Here is a 19,403-nt window from a genome sequence, read left to right on the forward strand (position 1 = left end):
CATGAATACGATCAACAAGCTGTGCCTGGCCATGGGGCTGGCGCTGACCTGTGCGATGCCTGCGTTGCACGCCGAGGAGAAAACCCTGCGGCTGTACAACTGGGCCGATTATTTTGCCGAGGACACCCTGAGCAAGTTCACCGCCGAAACCGGGATCAAGGTGATCTACGACGTCATGGACGGCAGTGAAACCCTGGAAGCCAAGATGCTCGCTGGCGGCAGCGGTTACGACCTGATCTTCCCCGGTGACACCGTGGCCGAACGCCTGATGCGCGCCGGCAGCCTGCAACCGCTGGATCAATCCAGAATCACTGCCTTGAACGACGTCGAGCCCGGGTTGCAGAAGCTGCGCTCGCGCTATGAGCATTCGAGCAACGCCACGGTTCCCTACACCTGGGGCACCATCGGCCTGACCTACAACGCCGAACAGGTCGCTCGGCGTGCGCCGGACGCACCGGTCAACAGCCTGGACATGCTGTTCAAGCCGGAGCTGGCGGCGAAGTTTGCCGATTGCGGCATCTCGATGATCGACTCGCCGGACGAAGTGCTGGCGGTGGTGCTCAACTACCTCGGCCGCGACCCGCGCAGCGGCAAACCGGCGGATCTGGCGGCGGCCAGTGAGTTGCTGATGAAGATGCGGCCGTACGTGCGCAAATTCCAGTCGCAACCGGTGACCGATCTGGTCAATGGCAACCTGTGCATGTCCCTCGGCTACAGCGGCGACATGACCCAGGCGCAGCGCACGGCTGACAGCGCCGGTAAGAAAACCACCTTCCACTACCGCATTCCCCGTGAAGGCACCACGGTGTGGATGGACACCATGGCCATTCCCGTCGACGCCCGGCACCCGGAATACGCCTACGCTTTCATCAACTTCGTGATGCGCCCGCAAAACATGGCGGCCATCAGCAACTTCACCGGCTACCCGACCTCCAACGCCAAGGCGCGGCCGGACGTCGATGCCGCGATGCGCAACAACCCGGACATCTACCTCGATGAAGCCACCTACGCGCGGTTGATTCCCGGCAAGGACATTCCCCAGGCCGACATGCGTGCGCGCATGCGCACCTGGACCAAGTTCAAGACCGCTACGGTCAATTGATCACCGGCCGGCCCGCGGGCCGGCCAAATCCCGGATTTCAGGAAAACACATGCCGACACGTCGAACATTCATCAAGCAGGTATCGGTCATCGCCGGACTGGGCGCGGTGGCGTCCATGGGATTGGGCTTGGGGGCCATGCCGGTGCGCGCGGCCGGCAAAGGCAACGGGTACATGCCCGATGAAGGGGACAAACACCAGCGGGCCTTCATCGCCTTCGGGGCACAGGCCGCGATCTGGGAGGACTTCACGCCCCACGTGCAAGACGCCCTTGGCCGGATCGCCCGCAGCATCGCCGAATACGAGCCGGTCACGGTGTTCTGTCGCCAGAGCGAACGGCGCCTGGCCGAAGCCAAATGCGGCAGCCACAACACCACCTTCGTGATCACCGAACTGGACGACATCTGGATGCGCGACATCGGCGCCAACTTTGTCGTCGATGACAACGGCAACCTCGGCGCCGTGGACTTCAACTTCAACGGCTGGGGCAACAAACAGCAGCATGAGGACGATGCGCAATTGGCCGCACAGGTCGCGCAAAACGCCAGGGCGGATTACCGGCGCAGCGAACTGGTGGGCGAGGGCGGTGGCATCGAAGTGGACGGTCACGGCACGGGGATCATGACCGAAAGCAGCTGGATCAACCGCAATCGCAACCCCGACTGGAGCAAGGCCGAGGTCGAAGCGGAGCTGAAGGAACGCCTGGGCCTGCGCGAAATCATCTGGCTGCCGGGCATCAAGGGCAAGGACATCACCGACGCCCACGTCGACTTCTATGCACGCTTCGTCAAGCCCGGGGTGGTGATCGCCAACCTCGACAACGACCCCGAGTCCTACGACTACAAAGTCACTCGCGCCCATCTGCAGATCCTGGAAAACGCCACGGATGCCGATGGCCGCAAATTGCAGGTGCATACCGTTTCGCCACCGCTCAACCCGCGCAACAGCCGGTTCAGCAAGGACAACCCGGACTTCGCCGCCGGCTACATCAACTACTTCGTGATCAACGGCGCGATCATTGCGCCGCAATTCGGCGACAAGCAAGCGGATGCCAAGGCTTTCGACCTGCTGTCCGAACTTTACCCGGAGCGTGAAGTGGTGCAGCTAGACATCGACGCGATCTCTGCCGGTGGTGGCGGCATACACTGCGTGACCAGTCATCAGCCGATGGTGTGAAGCCTTTGGCTTGTACACAAAACCTGTAGGAGCGAGCCTGCTCGCGATGGACGTTAACGATGCCGCGTGTTTACTGACTAAACGCAGCGCTCTTGAGTCCATCGCGAGCAGGCTCGCTCCTACAGGGGGGGGGAATCAGGAAATCAGGCCTTACTGGCCTTCAGATAAGCCCCCAACCGCCGGCCCATTTCCTCACCCAGCGCCTGCAAGCCACTCAGCGGCCGCACCATCACTTCAAACTCGACAATCCTGCCCTGTTCGTTGAAGCGGATCATGTCGATGCCCTTGAGCTCTTTCTCGCCGACCCGGGCGCTGAATTCGAGAATCACGTTCAAGCCATCCGCCGTCGCCAGCTCGCGGTGATAGGCAAAATCCTCGAACACGTTCATGACTGTGTTGAGGATCATCGACACCACCGGCGCCCCCGGATACGGCGTGTGCGCCATCGGCGAGCGGAACACCGCCTGCGGATCGAGCAGTTCGGGCAACGCGCTCAAGTCGCGGTTGCCGAGCATTGCGTGCCACTGCTTCAGGGACGCTGCGACATTGGGGTTCAGGTTCAGCTCAGACATCTTCAACTCCTGTTTTTATTGTTGTGGTGCGAAAGCGTTGATCGATAACCCTGGCGGCATCGTCGGCCCATTGACGATAAAGCATCGGTCCCGGATGAAAACCATCGCTGGCCATCAAGCCCGGTTCGGGCGCCAGCGGGGTGGTCAGTATCGTGCATTGATCCACGCCGGCGGCCAGATCCGCAAGATGTGCGTTGAAGCGACGCGCCCTGAACCCCAGAAACCAGCGCAGTGGCTGCGGCAGGGCGGGGAACAGGTGCATCGGTGGAAGCGGCGACACCACAATCTGCCTCACCGCGAACCTGTCGCACAACAGCGTCATCAAGCGCTGTTGCCGAGCGAGCCACTGATCCAGGGTGAGCGAACTGGTGACATCGTTGACGCCAATCGACAAAATCGCCACATCGAACGGCTCGGGGGCGTGCTGTTCGAGCAGCTCCAGCAACCCTTGCGAATCCAGACCGGTGCGCGCCCAGAGTTTCCACGACACCTGATAATCCTCGGCCAGGCGCTCCACCAGCCGACCGCTGAGGGCTTCACCTTGAGTCACCGCACCCACCCCCGCCGCAGCGCTGTCGCCGACAATCAACAACCGCAGAACATCGCCGCTGCCGGCCACGCCCTGGCGTTCACCTTCGGCCTCCGGCAGCTTCGGCGTCACCCGTCGCGTGTACAGGCCCTGAATCAGCAGCAACGGGCCGAGCAGGATTTTGGCGAGGGTTTCAACCCGGCTCATATGACGTTATCGCCCCGCAATACACAACTCGCCCGTCGCACGAATCATCGCCTGCCCATGCAGGTAATCCTTGATCAGCGCGGAGCGTTCGGTGGCCAGCCATTGCGGGCAGTTCGGGTCTTTGCGGTAGGGCAGGAACGCGGCGTACTGCGTGAGTAGCAGGTTCTGCAGTTTGTCGAGTTTGGGCCGGATGTCGTTGTTGAGGTCCGGTCGTGGCGTGTCCGGTGCCTTGTGCGCTGCTTGCCATTGTGCGAGCCGGCCGTATTGCACCAGTTTGCTGGCTTCGATCTGGGCAGCGATCAGGTCGGCGACTTCGTCGGGGTCAAGCTTGCGCTGATCCGCCTGCTTGCGCGCGTTGGCGATGACTTGCGCTTCCCGGACATTGTCCTGGACCGGTTTGCCGCTGTCCCACTTGGTCAGCGCCACCAGCTCACTGATGTTCAAGCGCTCGTTCATCGTCGCCAGCAAGGGTTGCAGGGCATCGGGTGCCGGGGGCGTCGTGCCGGCCTGGGCACCGCCAGCAAACAAACCGAGCAGGGTGCAGGCCAGCCAGTGCGAAAGGCGTGGGGAACGGGGCATGGACGGAATCTCCTTGGACGCAAAAATCACTCCGGCTTGTGTATCACAAGTGCGGCCAGGGAACGACAGGTTGCGAATGATTCAGGCCAGTAACCGCTCAATCTGCGCCAGTTCCCAGGTGCTGAGCAAACTCACCGGGTCGGTGCCGAAGCGCTGCCCGTTGTCGAACGCATACTCGCGGCCATCGGGGCATTGGCCGTGCAGGCAGTGGCGCAAGTGACCGGCATCGACGTCGAGCAACAGGCGCCAGCCGTCGATGTCGACCCGTACAAGGTTCGACGTGCAGTACTCATCGATACGCTTGAAGGTGCGAATACCTTGGGCGGCATCGCGCAACGGCTGGTAAACCTCGCGGGAGGTGAGGGCGGGCACAGGTGTCTCCGGGATGAAATCGGGGGGCACAGGATAAATCATCGCCATACAAAAAAGCCTGGCAGATGCGGCTAATGCCAGTCAGCCAAGCGTTGGAACACCACAAACCCTGTGGGAGCGAGCTTGCTCGCGATAAGGCCGGCACATCCAGCATCCATGGCGCCTGACACGCCGCCATCGCGAGCAAGCTCGCTCCCACAGGTTACTCATTGCTCGCTCTATTTCCGGTTCAACGCCGCTTCCGCCGCGGCGATTTCAGCCTGGCGCTTGACGATCATGTCGCCCACCGGTGGCCCCTGGAAGCGTCGGGCTTCAAATCCGAACCAGACGATAGCGGTCAGCACCAGGAAGCCGATGGTGATGTACAGCGCCCAATCGTTCGGTGGCTGGATGCCGATGACGAAAATGATGATCATCGACAGGATCGAGAGGATGGCGAACACCGAGTACCAGAATCGCCCCATGTTCCATGGCCCCATGGTCGGCCACTTCGAAGTCCCGTAGGTGAACAGGCCGAGCACGATGGGGATGGCGAAGGAGAAGAACAGGAAGATCACCGTGCAGGACACCACGATTGTGTAGACCGGCGTTGCCCCGACCGAGATCACCGACGAGCCCCAGTCGAACAGTACGGCAAGGGTGGCACCGGTCCAGATGGCCGCCACCGGGCTGCGAAAGGTCGGCGAGACCGAGGACAGGGCTTTGGAGCAGGGCAGGCCGCCGTCCCGGGAGAAGGCGAAGATCATGCGCGAAACCGAGGTGACCGTGGCCAGTCCGCAGAGCACCTGCGAGATGAATATCGCCACGAAAAGCACCAGTTTCAAGGTCGGATTGACCTGGGTGTTCATGGCCCAGAAAAACACGTTCCAGCCTTGTTTGGCAGCCTCGTCCATGTTCGGCAGCATCAGCACGAACGCGCTGAGCATCAGCCAGCCGAACAGCAGCGACCAGACCACCGACATGACCATGCCGCGGGGCACCGACATGGCCGCGTTGCGGGTTTCCTCGGAGGTATGCGCCGAGGCGTCATAGCCGGTGATGGTGTAGATCGGCAACAGCAGGCCGAGCATGAAAACCCAGCCGTTGGAGACCTGCGGCCAGACGCTGCCGCCCGCTTCGCCGGAATAGTTGCCGAAGGTCCACAGCCGTGCGAATTCGTAGCTGGGTGCCGAGATCAGGCAGACGATGGTCAGCGCCAGCGCCGTGGCGAAGATCAGGTAGCCGGAGAAGTCGGTGAGCTTGGCGGTCAGGCCGATACCCAAGTGGTTGCACAAGGCCTGCAGGCCCGTGAGGATTGCCAGGAAAATCACCCTGACCGTGGTCGTGTCCTCCATGCCCAGTGCCGGTCCGAAGGCACCGAAAAAGAAGTAATAGGTGCCGACGTTGATCGCGCCCAGCACCGTGACCAGCCCCAGCAGGTTGAACCACGCGGTCAGCCAGCCAGTGAAGCGGTTACCGAGGATCGAGCCCCAGTGGTACAGGCCGCCGGCGGTGGGGTAGGCCGAGGAAATCTGCGCCATGGCCATGGCGAATACCCCGGAGATCAGGCAGCCGATCGGCCAGCCGATCCCGATGGATATGCCACCGGCGCCCGAGGTGCCCTGGGCCAGTGAGTTGATGCCGCCGGAGAGGATGCAGATGATCGAAAAGGAAATGGCGAAGTTGGAGAAAACACCCATTCGTCGTGAGAGTTGCTGGGCGTAGCCCATGCTGTGCAGCACCTTGACGTCATCGTCGTGGGTGTCGGTGCCCGGCTGGCTTGTTGGGTTCATTGTTGTGTGCCCCTTTTCAGGTTTTGGACAGGCCGAACTGAGCCGCCGTAGGCTCGACCTTGGTTTTCTGTAGGAGCGAGCCTGCTCGCGATGGACTGGAGGACGACGCGGGGTGTCAGGCTCCCCGCGTCATCGTTGACGTCCATCGCGAGCAGGCTCGCTCCTACAGACGGCCGTGAAGTGCCGCGTCGAAAATCTTTGCCACACCGTCCCGGGTCAAGGGCAGCGGGTTGCCACCTGCCGAGGGGTCGACAATCGCCATGTCCGCGATCAGGTCCGCCTGCCGGTCATCCACGCCCAGTTCAACCAGGGTATGGGGCACGCCAATGTCCTTGCGCAGTTTGAGGACGAAGGCCAGGAAGCTGTCGAACCCCGGCGAGGGCAGGCGTAGGTACGCCGCCAGGCGGGTGATGCGCTCCTCGATGGCTGTACGATTGAATTGCAGGACATAGGGCATGAAGGTGGCGTTGGTCATGCCGTGATGGGTGTCGTACAGCGCACCCACCGGATGGGAGAGCGCATGCATCCCGCCCAGGCCTTTCTGGAATGCCGTGGCGCCCATGGCCGCCGCCGCGAGCATTTGCGCGCGCGCCTCGAGGTCCGACGGCGTGTGTACCGCTTTCACCAGGGCGTTGGCTACCAAGCGCATGCCTTCCACCGCAATGCCATCGGCCAGGGGATGAAAACCGGGGGCGCAGTACGCTTCCAGGCAATGCGATAACGCGTCCATGCCCGTGCCGGCGGTGACCTTGGCGGGCATGCCGACGGTGAGGGCGGGGTCACTGATGACCACGCGCGGCATCATTTTCGGGTGAAAGATGATGCGTTTGGTGTGGGTGCGCTCGTCGATGATCACCGCCGCACGCCCGACTTCCGAGCCGGTCCCCGCCGTGGTCGGCACGGCAATGACCGGGGCGATGCGGCTGTCGTCGGCGCGGGTCCAGTAGTCGCCGATATCTTCGAAGTCCCAGACCGGGCGGGTCTGGCCGCTCATGAAGGCAATCAGCTTGCCCATATCCAGGCCACTGCCGCCGCCGAAGGCGATCACACCGTCATGTTTGCCGGCGCGCCAGGCGTCGAGCCCGCCAGCCAGGTTGGCCTCGACCGGGTTGGGCTTGAGGTCACAGAACAACGCCACACCCAGGCCGGCGGCGCGCAGAGCCTCCAGTGCCGCCGTGGTGATCGGTGCGCGGGCCAGGCCGCTGTCGGTGACCAGCAAGGGTCGCTGGATCCCCTGGCTGCGACAGGCGTCGGCCAGCTCGGCGATGCGCCCGACGCCGAACCGAACGCTCGTGGGGTAGTTCCAGTTTCCAGTCAGGTTCATGGTCTACACCTCGTGACGCAGATGAAAGGATTTGGCTCGGGTCAGGTGCTCGTAGCCCAGTGGCGACAGGGTGACGCCGCGCCCGCTGTTCTTCACGCCGGTCCAGGCCAGCGCCGGGTCCAGGTAATCGCAGCGGTTCATGAACAGCGTGCCGGTGGCGACCTGGTTGCCCAGACGTTCGGCCGCTGCGAGGTCCCGGGTCCAGATGGACGCGCTGAGCCCGAACTCACTGTCGTTCATCAAGGCAATGGCCTCGTCATCGCTGGCCACCGGCATGATGCCGACCACCGGGCCAAAGCTCTCATCGCGCATGACCGACATTTGATGGCTGACATCGACCAGGACCTGGGGCGCGAGGTAGGCACTGCCCGGCACGTCGGCGGGAAAGGCCTGCGGATCGATCAGCGCCGTCGCGCCCTGGGCCAACGCTTCGGCGATCTGGCCACGAACGAAAAACGCGGCACCCGGTGTCACCATCGGACCGAGGGTGGTGGCTTCGTCCAGCGGGTTGCCTAGCACGTACTGGCGGGTCAGTTCGGCGAAGCGCTCGACAAATACCGGGAAGATTTTCTGGTCGACGTAGATGCGTTCCACGGCGCAGCAACTCTGCCCGGAATTGAAGAAACTGCCGTCCACCAGGTTTTCCACCGCATGCTCGAGGTTGGCGTCAGCCCGCACGTAGGCCGGATCCTTGCCGCCGAGCTCCAGGCCCACGCCGATGAAGCGTCCCGTGGCGGCGCTTTCCATGGCCTTGCCGGCATCGACTGAACCGGTGAAGTTGACCTGCTGTACCCGACCCGAATCAATGATCGCGGCGGTCTGCCGATGATCGAGCAGCAGGTTGTGGAACAGGCCGTCCGGCAGATGGGCGCGGCGCATGGCCTCGGCGAAACGCTCGCCCACCAGCAGCGTCTGCGACGCATGCTTGAGGATCACGCTGTTGCCGGCCATCAACGCCGGGATGATCGTGTTAACCGCCGTCAAATAGGGGTAGTTCCACGGCGCGACCACCAGCACCGTGCCCAGCGGCTCGCGCTTGATGTAGCGTCGAAAACCCGCCACAGGCACCGGCTCTACAGCGGCCAGCGCTTGCGGCGCGATGGCGATCATGTGCCGGGCGCGTTCGGCAAAACCGCGCAGTTCGCTGGCGCCATAACGCACCGGGCGACCCATCTGCCAGGCCAGTTCCGGCACGATGTCCGCCTGCATCGACAACATCGCGTCCACTGCGGCACTGCAAAATGCTGCGCGTTCGCTCAGTGAGCGGCGTTGCCATGCCGACTGTGCGCTGGCAGCGGCGGTCAGCGCCTGCTCGACCTGCGTTGCATCGGCCATCTCTCGTTCGACGTACACCCGGCCATCGACCGGGGAGATCAATTGCACCTTCGCAGTCATGATGTTCTCAATAGCGCTCGAAGCCGCGCTGCAGTTCCCAGTCGGTGATTCGCCGGTCGTACTCTTTCTGTTCCCACTCGGCGGTGTGCACGTAATGGTCGACCACCTCATCGCCGAACGCCTCGCGCAACATGCCGGAGGCCTTGAGGGCGGCGCTCGCCTCGCGCAGGGTCTTGGACACTTCCGGCAAATGCTCGTCCTGGTAGGCATCACCTTCAAATGGCGGCACGAGATCGAGCTTTTCGTCGATGCCGGCCAGGCCCGCCGCGATCAACGCGGCGAAGGCCAGATAGGGGTTGAGGTCGGCGCCGCCGATGCGGCATTCGATGCGGATGGACTTGCTGCCTTCGGCACACAAGCGAAAGCCCGCGGTGCGATTGTCGCGGCTCCACACCGCCCGCGTCGGCGCAAAGGTGCCGGCCTGGAAGCGCTTGTAGGAGTTGATGTAGGGCGCGAGAAAACAGGTGATGTCGTTGGCGTATTTGAGCTGCCCGGCGACCCAGGCACGCATCAGTTTCGACATGCCGAACTCGGCTTTCGCGTCGAAGAACAGCGGCTTCTTCGCGTTCTTGTCCCACAGTGAATTATGGATATGACTGCTGGAACCGGCGGCGTCGTAGCGCCACTTGGCCATGAAGGTGATCGCCTTGCCCTGCAACTGCGCGATCTCTTTGCAGGCGTGCTTGATGATGACGTGGTGGTCGGCCATGGTCATTGCATCGGCGTAGCGGATGTTGATCTCTTCCTGGCCTGGGCCCCATTCGCCCTTGGAGTTTTCCACGGGAATGCCCGAGGCCTGCAAATGCTTGCGAATCGCCCGCAGCACCGGCTCCTCGCGGGTGGTCTGGAGGATGTTGTAGTCCTCGATGTAATGGCCGGCGGTTTTCGGTTTGTGATAGTTGCGCTTGTGGATGGCCTCGTAGCTCTCATCGAACAGATAGAACTCGAGTTCCGAGGCAAACATGCCGGTATAGCCACGCTCGCGCAGGCGCTCGACCTGCTTTTTCAGAATCGCCCGCGGGCTGTGGGGCAGGTCCTGGCGATGGTGATGATCGAGCACGTCGCACAGCACCAGCGCCGTGCATTCCAGCCAGGGCACGCGGCGCAGGGTGGACATGTCCGGCTTGAGCACGAAATCACCGTAGCCCTTGCTCCAGCTGGCCGCGGCGTAACCCGGCACCGGCTCCATGTCGATGTCGTCGGCCAACAGGTAGTTGCAGCAATGGGTTTCTTCGTGGCCGCTGTCGATGAAAAATTCGACCTGGAAGCGCTTGCCGACCAGGCGTCCCTGCATGTCGACCATGCAGACCAGCACGGTGTCGATTTCGCCGGCGGCAGCGGCGCGTTTGAGTGCATCAAAGCTGAGGAGGGGCTCGGTCATCACGGCAATCCTGCGTGAAAGGTTTTGGCCAGTCTGAGATCGCTGTTGCAGACGCTCTCCAGAAACCCCCAAAACCTGCAGAACCGAGCATCATGAGCAACGAGTTGCTCAAAGCTTAGCCTACCGTAGCAATGTGCAACTATTGTAGGAGCGAGCTTGCTCGCGATGGTCGTTAACGATGACGCGGGATTTCTGATTAAACGCGTTGTCTTCACGTCCATCGCGAGCAAGCTCGCTCCTACAGGGGGTGTCGCGTTTACTCCGGCAATCCCGCCAGGCGCAATCCATCGACGAAACGGGCGAAATCCTCAGGCCGTTGAATGGGCAGCCAGTCCTTGAGGGTGCACAGGCGCAAAGAGGGATCCAGCGCTAGCAGGCGTTGCATCGCCAGATTCGCTTTGTCCATTCGACCACCGAGCGCATGACTGGCCGCCACCAGTGCCGCGGCGACCAGCAGGCTGGGCAGGTTGCCCAGAGCCTTGTCCGCCCAAGCCGCAGCGGCATCGAAGTCCCCGGCGAAGAAATGCGCGAGCGCCATGCCGACCTGCATCCTGAACATTTCCGGGTCCAGCGGGCTCAAGCGAACGGCATGGTTCAAATGCTCGATGGCCGCGTCCGTTTCACCGCGCAGCGCCCGCAGGATACCGCCCAGAAACCAGGCGGGGGCGAGGTTGGGGTTGAGCAGGCGCGCCCGGTCGAGCAGTGCAATGCCGCCGTCGACTTCGCCGGCGAGATGGGCCAGCGCATGTCCGCCCCGGGTCAATGCGACGGCATCATCGCGGCCCAGGGCCACCGCCAGCCGCGCCAACCGTATGCCCTCGGCGATTTCCGCAGGCCGATCGACCATCCAGCCATTGAGCTTGCGCCAGAAGTGGCACCAGGCAGCCATGCCATAGGCTGAGGCAAATTCTCCATCGAGTTCGATGGCCTGGTAGAACATCGGCAGCGCCTGCTCGATGGCTTCCCGGCTGCCGCTGTGCAGTTTGGCCATGGCCCGCAGGTAGTAGTCGTAGGCGTCCAGGCTTTCCGTCGGCTTGCGCTTGGCGCGTTCGATTTCTGCCCGCTCCAGTTGCGGCGCGATCGCGCCCACGACGCTTTCGGTGATTTGGTCCTGCAGCTCGAAGATATCGTCCAGCAGGCCTTCGAAGCGCTCGGCCCAGATGTGCGTGCCGCTTGTCGCGTCGATCAGTTGCCCGGTAATGCGCAGCTTGTTCCCGCTCTTGCGCACACTGCCTTCGAGCACGTAGCGAACGCCCAGCGCCTGGCCAACGCCCCGCGCGTCCACCGTCTGGCCCTTGTAGGTGAAGCTCGAATTGCGCGCGATGACGAACAGCCAGCGAAGGCGCGACAGGGCGGCGATGATGTCCTCCACGACGCCGTCGGCGAAGTATTCCTGCTCCGGATCACCGCTCAGGTTCTGGAAGGGCAGGACGGTGATCGAGGGTTTTTCCGGCAGGACCAGCGCCGGTGAGGGGATTGGCTTCTGGGCGGCGGTCGGGCGTTCATCGTCTTCGGGCTGTCGCGCTTGCCCGGTCAAGTCGCCGTTGATCTGGCCAACGAAGCGGTAGCCTTTGCGGGCGACGGTGCGTACCAGGCGCTGCTCCTCACCGGTATCGCCGATGGCCTTGCGCACGGCATTGATGTGGCTGGTGATCGTCGATTCCGAAACGATCCGCTCGCCCCACACCGCCTTGAGCAATTCGTCCTTGCTGACGACGCGGTCGGGATTGTTGACGAACAGCAGCAACAGGTCGAAAACCTGCGGTCCGACGGCCACGACTTGCCCGCGCAGGGTCAGCTCCCGGCGTTCCTGATCGAGTACGTAATCTTCAAAACTGAATGGCAAGACGGGCATCCCCAGGCGGCTGGTTGTGACTGAAAAGGATGATACGGCAGCTCGACAGCCGCTGCACCGTCAGCGGCAAGGGGGCTGGACGACCGTCAGTTGCCTTGGACAAAAATCCAAGCGCTCGCCAAGGCAAACCCAAGCCTGGCGCAAGGACTTGCCTTGCCCGTGCAGGCAATCTCTCTACACCGACGCAATGGTTGCAGTCGACAAGTGGAGAACAGTCATGAAGATCGTCGTCATCGGAGGCTCCGGCCTCATCGGATCGAAACTTGTGAACACCCTTCGCGAGCGCGGTCATGATGCGCTCGCCGCCAGCCCCAGTACGGGCGTGAACAGCATCACCCGCGAAGGCCTGGCCGAAGCGATGGATGGTGCTGACGTGGTGGTCGATGTGGCGAACGCACCCTCGTGGGAAGACCAGGCGGTTCTCGATTTCTTCCAGACCTCCAGTCGTAACCTGCTGGCCGCCGAAGCCGCTGCCGGGGTTCGTCATCACGTGGCCCTGTCGATTGTCGGCAGCGAACGGCTTCCCGATACCGGTTATTTCCGGGCCAAGGTCGCGCAGGAGGCCCTTATCAAGGCGTCCGGCATTCCCTACAGCATTGTGCGTGCCACGCAGTTCTCCGAGTTTGCCGCCGGCATTGTCCAGTCGTTCACCGTCGGCGATGAGATTCATGCTTCGCCGGCGCTGATCCAGCCGATTGCGTCCGACGACGTGGTAGCGGCGCTGGCCGATGTCGTGCTGGCAGCACCGCTCAATGGCACGGTTGAAGTGGGCGGCCCGGAAACCATGCCGATCGACGAACTGGCCAGGCGCTATCTGCGAGCCACCCAGGACAGCCGCAAGGTCGTGCCGGATGTACATGCCCGTTACTTCGGCGCCGTGCTCGACGATCAATCGCTGGTCACCAGCAAGAACGCACGCCTGGGGGCGATTCGCTTCGACGACTGGCTGGCCCGGTCGACAGCGCAGTAACGGATCTCACCTCTCATTTCCCTATGCATCCAGGAGACATCCCATGGTTACCCGATTGCTAATGGCCGCTGTGTTCGCAGCGCTCTCGATCAGCGCCGCCTCGGCCGCCGAGCCGCCCCCCGGCAAGGTGACGGTGGTGTTCGACCGTCCCATTCCCAATATCCCCGGCAAGAGCATGAGGGGCGTAGTCGTCGAGTATGGGCCGGGTGCCGCGTCACCGGCCCACACCCATCCGAAAACGGCCTTCATCTATGCAACGGTGCTGGAAGGTTCGTTTCGCATCCACGTCAAAGGCCAGCCGGAACATATCTACAAGGTCGGCGAAAACTTCGTAGAGGAGCCGGGTTCCGTGCACCTGGTCAGCGCCAACGCCAGTGATACCCAACCGGCACGCCTGTTGGCGGTGTTCGTCCTCGACACCGAGGAAAAGGTGCTCGTCACCCCGATCAAACAGTGAGCCGATCAACCCGCTCATGAAGGCTCGACAGCCGGGCGGCAGACCCTGCCGCCCCGTGGCTGCCTGGCTCTTGGCATTGAACAGGATATGAAAAAATGAACTCGCTCCAGGACAAGGCCGCCATTGCCACCGCAACGCCGGTGGTCGTGGTGCGGCGCAGCCAGCGCAAGACCATCGGCCTGTTGCTGTGTGTCGCGGCCGTGATGGTCGTGGCGGTTTGGGGCGCCATGGCGTTTACCCGTGGCGTGACCTCGACCGACAACGCCTATGTCCGCGGCGACGTCACTTCGCTGGCCGCCAAGGTCGCCGGCTATGTCACGGCGCTCGAGGTCGAGGACAACCAGAGCGTGCGCGCGGGTGATGTGCTGTTTCGTATCGATGACCGCGACTATCGCGCCAAACTCGCGCAAGCCGAGGCCAATGTCAGCGCCGCCCGGGCGAACCTGACCCATGTCGACGCGCAGATCCGGCTTCAGCATGCGCTGATCAGGCAGGCTGAAGCACAAAGACGCTCGGCCACCGCCGACATGAGCCTGGCGGCCAAGACCCACGACCGCAGCCGCAAACTGATCGTCAGCAACGCCGTGAGCCAGGCACTGGTCGATGAAACCGGCACGGCACAATCCAGAGCCGTGGCGTCGGTATCGGCCGCTTCGGCAACGGTCGAGGCGCAACAGCAACGCATCACTGTGTTTGTCGCGCAAAGAGAGGCGGCCGTGGCAGCGGTGGCCCAGGCTGAAGCGGCCCGTGATCTCGCCCGGATCGATCTCGATCACACCGTGGTGCATGCGCCTGTGGATGGCGTGGTCGGCAATCGTCAGGTTCGCCTCGGCCGCTTCGTCACACCGGGTGTCGCCTTGCTCGATATCGTGCCGGTCAACGATGTGTGGGTCGTGGCCAATTTCAAGGAAACCCAGCTCGAACAGATTCGCCCTGGTCAGCCCGTGCGCGTCACGGTCGATGGCTATCCCGATGCGGCACTGGCCGGCGTGGTCGACAGCTTTGCACCGGGCAGTGGCTCGGCGTTCAGCCTGCTGCCGCCCGACAACGCCACCGGGAACTTCGTACGTGTCGTACAGCGCGTTCCGGTGAAGATCCGCCTGGCTGACAATCCGCTACCGGGCCGCATCGTGCCGGGGCTGTCCGCGCGGGTAGAGGTTGCGCAAGGGGCCGGCTCATGAGTCGCGCCAGGCCGACGACCGGCGTGCTGCTGATCGCGGGCATCGTCCTGGCCGCGTTGACCGAGGCGATCGCCAGCACCGTGCTCGCCCTCGGACGCGGCGACATCATCGGCGACACCTATGCCACGCCTGACGAGTTCGCCTGGCTGGATGTCGGCTACATCGCCCTCAAGCTGATCGGGTTCATGCTCGCCCCCTGGCTGATGCAGCGGTTTTCTCCACGCAACGTGCTCATCGGCGCCACCCTGGTCATGGGTCTGGCGTGCTGCGTGGCTGCCGTCAGCGCCTGGCTGGAGCTGCTGATCGCACTGCGCATCCTGCAAGGCTTCGCCGGCGGTGCTTTGCTGGTGGCGGGCCAGGCGATCATCTTTCGCGGTTATCCGCGGGCCCTTCAGCCGATCCTGCAAGCCCTGTTCGCCATGGCGGCCGTGGTCGCGTCCGCGACCCTCGCACCGGCCCTGCAAGGGTGGTTGATCGACAGCCATTCCTGGACTTGGATTTTCTTCAGCGTGGTGCCGCTGGCTTTGGCCGCGACGGGCCTTTTGTTCATCGCCGACCACCCCATGCCCGCCAGGGGCCGGCAACCTTCGTTTGACTGGCTCGGGTTCTCGTTGCTCGCTGCGGCCCTGTTCTGTTTCACCTACGTGCTCAGCCAGGGCAGCCGCTGGGACTGGTTCGAGGAACCGCGCATTCTGGTGCTGACGGTGATCGGTACCGCCGCGCTGCTGGGCTTTATCGGCCAACAGGTCCTTACCGGAGGCCAGGGGCTGCTTGACTTCAGCCTGTTCAAATCGAGCGATTTCACCTTTGCCTTTATCGTCAGTTTCGTCGCCGGTGCCGCGCTGTTCGGCAGCGCCTACCTGATCCCGGCGTTCGCCCTGTCGGTACTCGCTTTCACACCGACCGATGCCGGGTTGCTTCTATTGCCCAGCGGCGGTTTTTTTGTCGGGTCGCTGCTCATCGCCGCCTGGTTGTTCCAGGCCCGCCGCGTGCCGCCTGTGGCCACCGTGCCCTTGGGCATCTTGCTGATCATGGCGGCTATGTGGATGCTGTCCGGCTCCACCAGCGAAAGCGGCAGCGATGACATGATGGCGGCCATCCTGCTGCGCGGCCTGGGCCTGGGCTTCCTGTTTCTGTCGATCACACTGATTGCCTTCACCCACCTCAACAGCCGCAACCTGGCCAGCGGCATCGGCCTGTTCAACACAGGGCGCCAGCTGGGTGGCCTGATGGGCGTCGCCGGGCTGCAGACCCTGATCGAGAATCACGCCGTCACCAACGGCGTGGTCCTCGGCACCCACGTCACTCCGGGGGGGCACGCGCTCGTCGAGCGGCTGACGACCACCACCGCGATGCTGGCGGGGAAGGGCATGGACCCGGTGGCCGCCGGCCGGGCAGCCACCAGCCTGTTGGGCAAGGCGGTGTCGGGTCAGGCCACGGTGATTGCCTTCGACACGGCATTTTTCGCCGTGGCCCTGTTGTTCGTCTTTGCCGCGCCCATCCTGGTCGGCATCAAGATTGGCCTGACGCGCTATGCGAAAGCGCATGAACAACGGACGAATTGATCACCCGCACGAAAAAGCCCGGCGGTTGAGGCCGGGCTTTTCGTTGAGTCCTGCGGTAAAGCACTGCATTCAGACAGCGCGGCTTTCGATCAGACGATCCGAGCCGCCTTCAGCGACTACAGGTTGAGCAGAAGTTGCAGTCGAGCGTTACAACACCTTCAGAACCAGAGGCAAGGAGTCGAAAATATAATCTTCCAGGTTGTTACTAAAGGAGCTGACACGAACTTCTCCGCCTGTCTCTATGAGTTTCAGTACTTCAGGTACTACGACCGTCTTCTCGTCACTTTCCGGATTCCATCTCTCAAGATAAAGGATTCGGCCATCCCGACCGTAGCTCGTCCAGGTGCAGTTAATTGTCAACTTGGGACTGAGTAGAATGGTCAATCCATCGGGGTAATCATGCTGCGAGCTCAGATTTCCATCTTTGGCTTCGGGAGCCTTTGGGGCGGGGATCACGGAACCCGTTAACTTGACGGATGTGACGATGGTTGATTCGGAAGGCAGCGGGGGGCCACCAGCGGCGGGGAAGACCTTATACGTGACCTGAAACCTTCCGAGATTATTGATGAAATAGCACACAAAACTCTTCGGCACTGTGATGTCGATAAAGGATTCAGGATCGCTGACTTTCAGCTCGGTTGAGTATTTTTTCACTATTTCGGTTGAAGTGTTCTCCCAGGTCAGTTTTATGCGGTCGCCGCGCGCCATGCCTGGATAGACCGCCAGTCGAGTAATCGCCCCCGACTCTTCGATCTCGCCTTCATAAAGAATGGTGGTACGTTCATCCCGCTCCATCACCATTGGCGCAGGCAGGAGTTCGACGCTGCCCGTGCGGGATCTATCGTTTTCGAATTTGGACTTGAGAATCGCATCGTTTTGAAATTCGTTCACGGCGGAAACTCCAAAGAGAAGATTTGATTGCTTCAATTCATCGCAAGGAGTGGGGCAAGTCCCCTCTGTAGACGACAGGTTCATTAGGGGGCACAAGTGGGGGCGTGACAACTGTAACAAATGACAGGTCGTGGCGAAAAACGGGTACCGTTTGTCGCGTGAATATACCTTTTATCCTGAATGAAAGAAGAGCAGGCACTACAGGGGGGGGCGCTGAAGTAGTTGGGACTGATTTATTCTATGCGCACGAAAAAGCCCGGCGGTTGAGGCCGGGCTTTTCGTTGAGTCCTGCGGTAAAGCACTGCATTCAGACAGCGCGGCTTTCGAGCAGACGATCCGAACCGCCTTCGGCAACGCGGTTTTCGATCAGGCGATCCGAATCACCTTCGGCGACGCGGTTTTCGATCAGACGGTCGGAGCCACCTTCGGCGACGCGGTTTTCGATCAGACGGTCCGAACCACCTTCGGCCACACGATTCTCGATCAGGCGATCGGAGCCACCTTCGGCGACGCGGTTTTCGATCAGGCGATCCGAACCACCTTCGGCCACACGATTCTCGATCAGTCGATCGGAACCACCTTCAGCCACACGGCTTTCAATCAGACGATCCGAGCCGCCTTCAGCGACCACAGGTTGAGCAGAGTTTGCGGCAAAAGCGTTAACTGCGAAAACCGAGAAAGCGATGCTGAGGAGGGTCTGGCGTTTCATGATGGTGTGCTCCGGGGTGCTTATGGGTTGGTATGGAGCAGATGTTACGCCGGGGATTTTTTAAGAGAACTTCATTGAACTGATGGTGACTATCGATGCGGTCAATGGATCGCAGATCCATGTGGGAGCGAGCTTGCTCGCGATGGCAGTTTCACATTCAACATCTGTGTCGATTGACACACAGCAATCGCGAGCAAGCTCGCTCCCACAGGTTTTCATGTGCCTGACAACGGGGCTCAAGCCTCGCTGATCTGGCTGACACTGGTGATCTGCCCATTCCACACCATCTCGTAATGCGCCGTCTGCACAATCGAAGAGACCGGCCTCGGTGTCATCAACGCCCAGCAATGACTGCCCGGCATGCGCACCGAGTGATAACGCAAACCGGGACAACCGGCGTCCCGCACCGCCCGCCCCAGCACGCGGGAATGGCTGTAATCGTCCGACGCATACACCGGATCGGTCAACGGCAGGGCGGTGGCGTCCTTCATTCCGCCATCGCCAAAGGCACAGGCCAACCCGCGAAACACAAACCGCTCATAGTTCAGGCTCGGCACCTTCGACCAATACAGAGCCTGGTGATGCCGCACTTCGGCCAGCGCCGCTTCCATCGAATCCGCCAGGTACAACACCCCGAAACTGCCGTCACTGAAGCGCGACCCCGCCGGATTCACATGGGTAAACGGCGCGATGGCGTAAGAGCAACCGGCAATCCCGAACGGGATCTCGCTGCGCGCAATCAACTCAAGCTGACCCACTTCATTCTTCAACCGCGGATTGGTCAGCGCCTGAATCTCGAACAGCACCTCAAACTCATCCGCGTCCGCGACGTCATCAAACAACGCTATGGGCGGAAACTTCGAATTGACCAGGCGATAAGCTTGCAGCGACTGACTGGCAAACACCGCCAGCTCACTCGCCATCACCATTGCGCACCCCGCAACATGTCGATGCGGCGGAAGGTTTCATACAGCGCAATCATGTCGCCCTGGGCCATGATCTCCAACGGGCTGCGGCCATTGAAAAACTCATTGTCATTGGCCATCGAGGCAAAGCCGTACACGTTGTCCGGGTTGTCGAACACCAGGCGCAGCGTGGCGTGAATGTTCAGCACGAAGCTGATGCGCTGCATCTGGTCCGCATCCAGCGCCACAGCCCACTCCACATCGCGCTGCCGGGCGCGGGTGTAGGTGCTGCGGGAAATACGCAGGATGCGACAGGCCTGGTCGCTGCTGGCCTGCCACTTTTCCAGAATGCTCACCGCGGCGCGAAGGCCGGTGACGCATTGGTTTTTGCTGAAGGATTGGGCTTGGGCGGGGACGGCCATGTTCGTGTCCTTGTCTTGCATCTATAGATTCAAATGTAGAT

Annotated in this window: 19 protein-coding genes; 6 read left to right on the forward strand and 13 right to left on the reverse strand. The window is 62.1% G+C overall.

Going from position 1 to position 19,403, the window contains the following annotated elements:
- Position 1 precedes the first annotated feature (1 nt).
- On the forward strand, positions 2-1,102 hold the full coding sequence (locus tag Q8X48_RS21555; protein ID WP_407801445.1) for an extracellular solute-binding protein: 1,101 nt from the start codon (positions 2-4) through the stop codon (positions 1,100-1,102).
- 49 nt (positions 1,103-1,151) lie between these two features.
- Positions 1,152-2,276 (forward strand): agmatine deiminase family protein, encoded by a 1,125-nt coding sequence (locus Q8X48_RS21560; protein WP_407801446.1) that lies wholly within the window; start codon positions 1,152-1,154, stop codon positions 2,274-2,276.
- 143 nt (positions 2,277-2,419) lie between these two features.
- Here the strand turns inward: Q8X48_RS21560 and Q8X48_RS21565 are convergent, their stop codons facing one another.
- The 9 genes from Q8X48_RS21565 to Q8X48_RS21605 form a co-directional block, all read right to left on the reverse strand.
- The gene (locus Q8X48_RS21565; protein ID WP_102699154.1) at positions 2,420-2,848 is read right to left on the reverse strand and encodes a nuclear transport factor 2 family protein; all 429 of its coding nucleotides are present in this window, start codon (positions 2,846-2,848) and stop codon (positions 2,420-2,422) included.
- Entirely contained in the window at positions 2,841-3,584 is a 744-nt protein-coding gene (locus Q8X48_RS21570; RefSeq protein ID WP_407801447.1) for an SGNH/GDSL hydrolase family protein, read from the reverse strand. The genes Q8X48_RS21565 and Q8X48_RS21570 overlap by 8 nt, the downstream gene beginning before the upstream one ends.
- A gap of 6 nt (positions 3,585-3,590) precedes the next feature.
- A complete protein-coding gene (locus tag Q8X48_RS21575; protein WP_407801448.1) occupies positions 3,591-4,163 on the reverse strand; it encodes a chorismate mutase in 573 nt (190 codons plus the stop codon).
- An 81-nt stretch (positions 4,164-4,244) separates the two neighbouring features.
- Positions 4,245-4,535: a DUF7693 family protein gene (locus Q8X48_RS21580; RefSeq protein ID WP_407801449.1), complete on the reverse strand. Its 291-nt coding sequence runs from the start codon at positions 4,533-4,535 to the stop codon at positions 4,245-4,247.
- A gap of 218 nt (positions 4,536-4,753) precedes the next feature.
- Positions 4,754-6,307 (reverse strand): amino acid permease, encoded by a 1,554-nt coding sequence (locus Q8X48_RS21585; protein ID WP_407801450.1) that lies wholly within the window; start codon positions 6,305-6,307, stop codon positions 4,754-4,756.
- Positions 6,308-6,470: 163 nt separating this feature from the next.
- Entirely contained in the window at positions 6,471-7,631 is a 1,161-nt protein-coding gene (locus Q8X48_RS21590) for an iron-containing alcohol dehydrogenase (protein ID WP_407801451.1), read from the reverse strand.
- Positions 7,632-7,634: 3 nt separating this feature from the next.
- On the reverse strand, positions 7,635-9,026 hold the full coding sequence (locus Q8X48_RS21595) for an aldehyde dehydrogenase family protein (protein WP_407801452.1): 1,392 nt from the start codon (positions 9,024-9,026) through the stop codon (positions 7,635-7,637).
- Between the two features lie 7 nt (positions 9,027-9,033).
- Positions 9,034-10,407 carry a glutamine synthetase family protein gene (locus Q8X48_RS21600; protein ID WP_407801453.1) on the reverse strand — a complete coding sequence of 458 codons (1,374 nt, stop codon included), beginning with the start codon at positions 10,405-10,407 and terminating at the stop codon, positions 9,034-9,036.
- Between the two features lie 256 nt (positions 10,408-10,663).
- A complete protein-coding gene (locus Q8X48_RS21605) occupies positions 10,664-12,253 on the reverse strand; it encodes a winged helix-turn-helix domain-containing tetratricopeptide repeat protein (RefSeq protein WP_407801454.1) in 1,590 nt (529 codons plus the stop codon).
- A gap of 226 nt (positions 12,254-12,479) precedes the next feature.
- On the opposite strand from Q8X48_RS21605, the gene Q8X48_RS21610 reads away from it, so the two are divergent.
- From Q8X48_RS21610 to Q8X48_RS21625, 4 genes are all read left to right on the forward strand, one after another.
- Positions 12,480-13,232 (forward strand): SDR family oxidoreductase, encoded by a 753-nt coding sequence (locus Q8X48_RS21610; protein WP_407801455.1) that lies wholly within the window; start codon positions 12,480-12,482, stop codon positions 13,230-13,232.
- 43 nt (positions 13,233-13,275) lie between these two features.
- On the forward strand, positions 13,276-13,689 hold the full coding sequence (locus Q8X48_RS21615; RefSeq protein ID WP_095966436.1) for a cupin domain-containing protein: 414 nt from the start codon (positions 13,276-13,278) through the stop codon (positions 13,687-13,689).
- Positions 13,690-13,784: 95 nt separating this feature from the next.
- Positions 13,785-14,870, forward strand: a complete 1,086-nt coding sequence (locus tag Q8X48_RS21620; protein WP_407801456.1) for an HlyD family secretion protein — start codon at positions 13,785-13,787, stop codon at positions 14,868-14,870.
- On the forward strand, positions 14,867-16,435 hold the full coding sequence (locus tag Q8X48_RS21625; protein WP_407801457.1) for a DHA2 family efflux MFS transporter permease subunit: 1,569 nt from the start codon (positions 14,867-14,869) through the stop codon (positions 16,433-16,435). The genes Q8X48_RS21620 and Q8X48_RS21625 overlap by 4 nt, the downstream gene beginning before the upstream one ends.
- 147 nt (positions 16,436-16,582) lie before the next feature.
- Here Q8X48_RS21625 and Q8X48_RS21630 read toward each other — a convergent pair whose 3' ends face one another.
- The 4 genes from Q8X48_RS21630 to Q8X48_RS21645 form a co-directional block, all read right to left on the reverse strand.
- Positions 16,583-17,326, reverse strand: coding sequence for a hypothetical protein (locus tag Q8X48_RS21630; protein ID WP_407801458.1), 744 nt, complete (start codon positions 17,324-17,326; stop codon positions 16,583-16,585).
- 307 nt (positions 17,327-17,633) lie between these two features.
- The gene (locus tag Q8X48_RS21635; protein WP_407801459.1) at positions 17,634-18,035 is read right to left on the reverse strand and encodes a hypothetical protein; all 402 of its coding nucleotides are present in this window, start codon (positions 18,033-18,035) and stop codon (positions 17,634-17,636) included.
- Between the two features lie 236 nt (positions 18,036-18,271).
- Positions 18,272-18,964, reverse strand: coding sequence for an RES family NAD+ phosphorylase (locus Q8X48_RS21640; RefSeq protein ID WP_407801460.1), 693 nt, complete (start codon positions 18,962-18,964; stop codon positions 18,272-18,274).
- Positions 18,958-19,362 carry an antitoxin Xre-like helix-turn-helix domain-containing protein gene (locus tag Q8X48_RS21645; protein ID WP_102674010.1) on the reverse strand — a complete coding sequence of 135 codons (405 nt, stop codon included), beginning with the start codon at positions 19,360-19,362 and terminating at the stop codon, positions 18,958-18,960. Before Q8X48_RS21645 ends, Q8X48_RS21640 begins: the two co-directional genes overlap by 7 nt.
- Positions 19,363-19,403 lie beyond the last annotated feature (41 nt).

Source organism: Pseudomonas sp. QLc11A, assembly GCF_052112305.1.
Classification (GTDB): Bacteria; Pseudomonadota; Gammaproteobacteria; order Pseudomonadales; family Pseudomonadaceae; genus Aquipseudomonas; species Aquipseudomonas laurylsulfatiphila.

Bases quoted from the DNA above. Each gene is read 5' to 3' on its own strand.
- Q8X48_RS21600 (WP_407801453.1), bottom strand. From the start codon at position 10,407: ATGACCGAGCCCCTCCTCAGCTTTGATGCACTCAAACGCGCCGCTGCC.
- Q8X48_RS21615 (WP_095966436.1), top strand. From the start codon at position 13,276: ATGGTTACCCGATTGCTAATGGCCGCTGTGTTCGCAGCGCTCTCGATC.
- Q8X48_RS21645 (WP_102674010.1), bottom strand. From the start codon at position 19,362: ATGGCCGTCCCCGCCCAAGCCCAATCCTTCAGCAAAAACCAATGCGTC.
- Q8X48_RS21585 (WP_407801450.1), bottom strand. From the start codon at position 6,307: ATGAACCCAACAAGCCAGCCGGGCACCGACACCCACGACGATGACGTC.
- Q8X48_RS21635 (WP_407801459.1), bottom strand. From the start codon at position 18,035: ATGAAACGCCAGACCCTCCTCAGCATCGCTTTCTCGGTTTTCGCAGTT.
- Q8X48_RS21625 (WP_407801457.1), top strand. From the start codon at position 14,867: ATGAGTCGCGCCAGGCCGACGACCGGCGTGCTGCTGATCGCGGGCATC.
- Q8X48_RS21620 (WP_407801456.1), top strand. From the start codon at position 13,785: ATGAACTCGCTCCAGGACAAGGCCGCCATTGCCACCGCAACGCCGGTG.
- Q8X48_RS21595 (WP_407801452.1), bottom strand. From the start codon at position 9,026: ATGACTGCGAAGGTGCAATTGATCTCCCCGGTCGATGGCCGGGTGTAC.
- Q8X48_RS21565 (WP_102699154.1), bottom strand. From the start codon at position 2,848: ATGTCTGAGCTGAACCTGAACCCCAATGTCGCAGCGTCCCTGAAGCAG.
- Q8X48_RS21575 (WP_407801448.1), bottom strand. From the start codon at position 4,163: ATGCCCCGTTCCCCACGCCTTTCGCACTGGCTGGCCTGCACCCTGCTC.
- Q8X48_RS21560 (WP_407801446.1), top strand. From the start codon at position 1,152: ATGCCGACACGTCGAACATTCATCAAGCAGGTATCGGTCATCGCCGGA.
- Q8X48_RS21590 (WP_407801451.1), bottom strand. From the start codon at position 7,631: ATGAACCTGACTGGAAACTGGAACTACCCCACGAGCGTTCGGTTCGGC.
- Q8X48_RS21610 (WP_407801455.1), top strand. From the start codon at position 12,480: ATGAAGATCGTCGTCATCGGAGGCTCCGGCCTCATCGGATCGAAACTT.
- Q8X48_RS21555 (WP_407801445.1), top strand. From the start codon at position 2: ATGAATACGATCAACAAGCTGTGCCTGGCCATGGGGCTGGCGCTGACC.
- Q8X48_RS21570 (WP_407801447.1), bottom strand. From the start codon at position 3,584: ATGAGCCGGGTTGAAACCCTCGCCAAAATCCTGCTCGGCCCGTTGCTG.
- Q8X48_RS21640 (WP_407801460.1), bottom strand. From the start codon at position 18,964: ATGGTGATGGCGAGTGAGCTGGCGGTGTTTGCCAGTCAGTCGCTGCAA.